This is a genomic window from Methylophaga sp. UBA4204, from assembly GCF_002379485.1.
Taxonomy (GTDB): domain Bacteria; phylum Pseudomonadota; class Gammaproteobacteria; order Nitrosococcales; family Methylophagaceae; genus Methylophaga.
Window position 1 is genome coordinate 6,455 of sequence record NZ_DFTU01000013.1, and the last position, 2,449, is coordinate 8,903.

The 2,449-nt window shown below is 47.4% G+C and carries 2 protein-coding genes and 1 pseudogene; all 3 read left to right on the plus strand.

Going from position 1 to position 2,449, the window contains the following annotated elements; translation table 11 throughout:
- Window positions 1-1,097, plus strand: a 1,097-nt coding sequence (locus B3182_RS01875; protein WP_292751321.1) for a UDP-N-acetylmuramoyl-tripeptide--D-alanyl-D-alanine ligase, incomplete at its 5' end; no start/stop codon positions are given.
- Window positions 1,097-2,179, plus strand: a complete 1,083-nt coding sequence (gene mraY, locus B3182_RS01880) for a phospho-N-acetylmuramoyl-pentapeptide-transferase (protein WP_292357836.1) — start codon at window positions 1,097-1,099, stop codon at window positions 2,177-2,179. The genes B3182_RS01875 and mraY, both read left to right, overlap by 1 nt.
- A pseudogene (murD, locus tag B3182_RS01885) lies at window positions 2,176-2,449 on the plus strand (UDP-N-acetylmuramoyl-L-alanine--D-glutamate ligase); the annotation flags it as partial. The gene mraY and the pseudogene murD, both read left to right, overlap by 4 nt.

A 2,449-nucleotide genomic window follows, 5' to 3' on the forward strand; every position in this document is an offset into this window, starting at 1 on the left:
CCTACGGAGCGATTGCCAGACTATGGCGGGAAAACAGTCATGCAAAAGTTGTCGCGGTAACAGGTAGTAACGGTAAAACCACGCTTAAGGAAATGATTTCATCCATTCTGGCGCAATCTGGCAACGTTTTGTCTACAAAAGGAAATCTGAATAATAATCTTGGTGTTCCGCTTACCCTGACGCGTCTTAATGATAGCTACGATTATGCGGTGATCGAAATGGGCGCAAATCATTCAGGTGAGATTGCCACTCTGGTTGCCATGGCGGAGCCCGATGTTGCTGTAATCAATAATGTCGGCGCAGCGCATCTCGAAGGTTTTGGTTCATTGCAGGGCGTGGCTGAAGCAAAAGGTGAAATCTATGCCGGCCTGAAAGCTGATGGCGTTGCGGTAATCAATGCCGATATGCCTTATGGCGATTTATGGAAACAAATACTCGGAGCGCGCCAACACATCAGCTTTGGGCTGCAGCAACCCGCAGATATTGTCGCATTAGACCTGCAGTTAGCCATTACCGGTAGTCATTTTATGGTGCGACTGGATGGGGTTTGTCATTTTATCTTTTTACCGTTACCCGGAATTCATAATGTCAGCAATGCCTTAGCGGCCATTGCGGTATGTTCAGCGCTCAGCATTGAGCCGGAAGCAATTGTTAAAGGTTTGGCTGCAATCAAAGCTGTTCCGCATCGCTTGCAATTACGCGAAGCGGTTAATAACGCATTAGTGATTGATGATACCTACAATGCTAATCCCGGATCGTTTCGTCAGGCCCTGCAAACTTTGATGCAGTTCCCGGGGGAACATTGGTTGGTACTGGGTGATTTCGGCGAGCTCGGACCAGAAAGTACTGCTATTCATCAACAGTTAGGTCGAGATGCACAGGCAGCTGGTGTGAAACGGTTGTTTACCATTGGGCAGCAAAGCCAGCTGGCCTCGGCAGAGTTTGCTGATAATGCACAGCATTTCAATGAGCTGTCAGAGTTGGAAGCGGAACTGAAAAATGCACTGAATAAAGATGTGGCGTGCTTGATTAAAGGCTCTCGCTTTATGAAGCTGGATAAGCTGGCGGATGCACTGGCCGTTGGAGGAGAAGCCTGATGCTGTTAATACTGAGTGAATATCTGAGCCAGTATTACACCGGCTTTAATGTCTTTCAATATCTGACATTACGGGCCATTTTAGGGGTAATGACCGCATTGGGAATTGCCCTGATTGTGGGTCCTACGATGATCCGACATCTCAGTTTCAGACAGATTGGCCAGGTGGTCAGAAATGATGGACCTGAATCCCATATCAGTAAAACCGGTACGCCCACCATGGGCGGTTCTTTAATACTGGTTGCAATTGCCGTCAGTACCCTACTGTGGGCTGATCTGACAAACCGTTACGTTTGGGTGGTGTTACTGGTTACGCTGCTGTTTGGCACAATTGGCTTTGTTGATGATTACATCAAGCTGGTTCGTCAGGATCCCAAAGGACTGTTAAGCCGTTATAAATATTTCTGGCAATCAGTAGTGGGTTTGGGGGCTGCAATATTTCTGTACATGACAGTACAGACACCCGCCGAAACGCAGCTTATCGTGCCATTTTTTAAAGAAATCATTATCCCTCTGGGGGCATGGTATCTGCTGGTGGTCTATTTGGTCATAGTTGGCAGTAGTAATGCTGTGAATCTGACAGATGGTCTCGATGGTTTAGCGATTATGCCTACGGTAATGGTCGCGGCAGCGTTAGGGCTATTCAGTTATGTTGCAGGACACTTTGAGTTTGCCAATTATCTGCAAATTCCACATATCCCTGGGGCTGGAGAATTAACCGTATTCTGTGCCGCAATGGTGGGTGCTGGATTGGGATTCCTCTGGTTTAACACCTATCCAGCCCAGGTTTTTATGGGTGATGTCGGTGCTTTGGCACTGGGCGCAGCGCTGGGAACGGTTGCGGTTCTGGTACGCCAGGAATTGGTATTACTGATTATGGGCGGGGTTTTTGTCATTGAAACTCTGTCAGTAATGATTCAAGTGGCCTCATATAAATTACGTGGCAAGCGAGTGTTCTTGATGGCGCCAATTCATCATCACTATGAATTAAAAGGCTGGCCGGAACCCCGCATTATTGTTCGATTTTGGATCATCACCGTATTTCTGGTGCTGGTCGGTTTAGCGACGTTGAAAATACGATGACAGCAGAATTACAGCAACATAGTTCTCATTACAGCCTGATTGTTGGACTTGGGCAGACAGGATTGTCATGCGCACGGTTTTTATTGCAGCAGGGTAATGCTGTGGCGGTAATTGATAGCAGTGAAAAACCTACCTGTCTGAATGCTCTGCAAAAAGACTATCCAGAAGTTGTCGTGAAAACGGGTGGTATCCCTGCCGATTGGTTAATGCGAGCTGACAGTATTGTATTGAGCCCCGGCGTTGATCCGCGTTTGCCCCAGATTAAACAGG

Excerpts from the sequence above, each read along its gene's own strand:
- mraY (WP_292357836.1), top strand. The coding sequence starts at position 1,097 with ATGCTGTTAATACTGAGTGAATATCTGAGCCAGTATTACACCGGCTTT.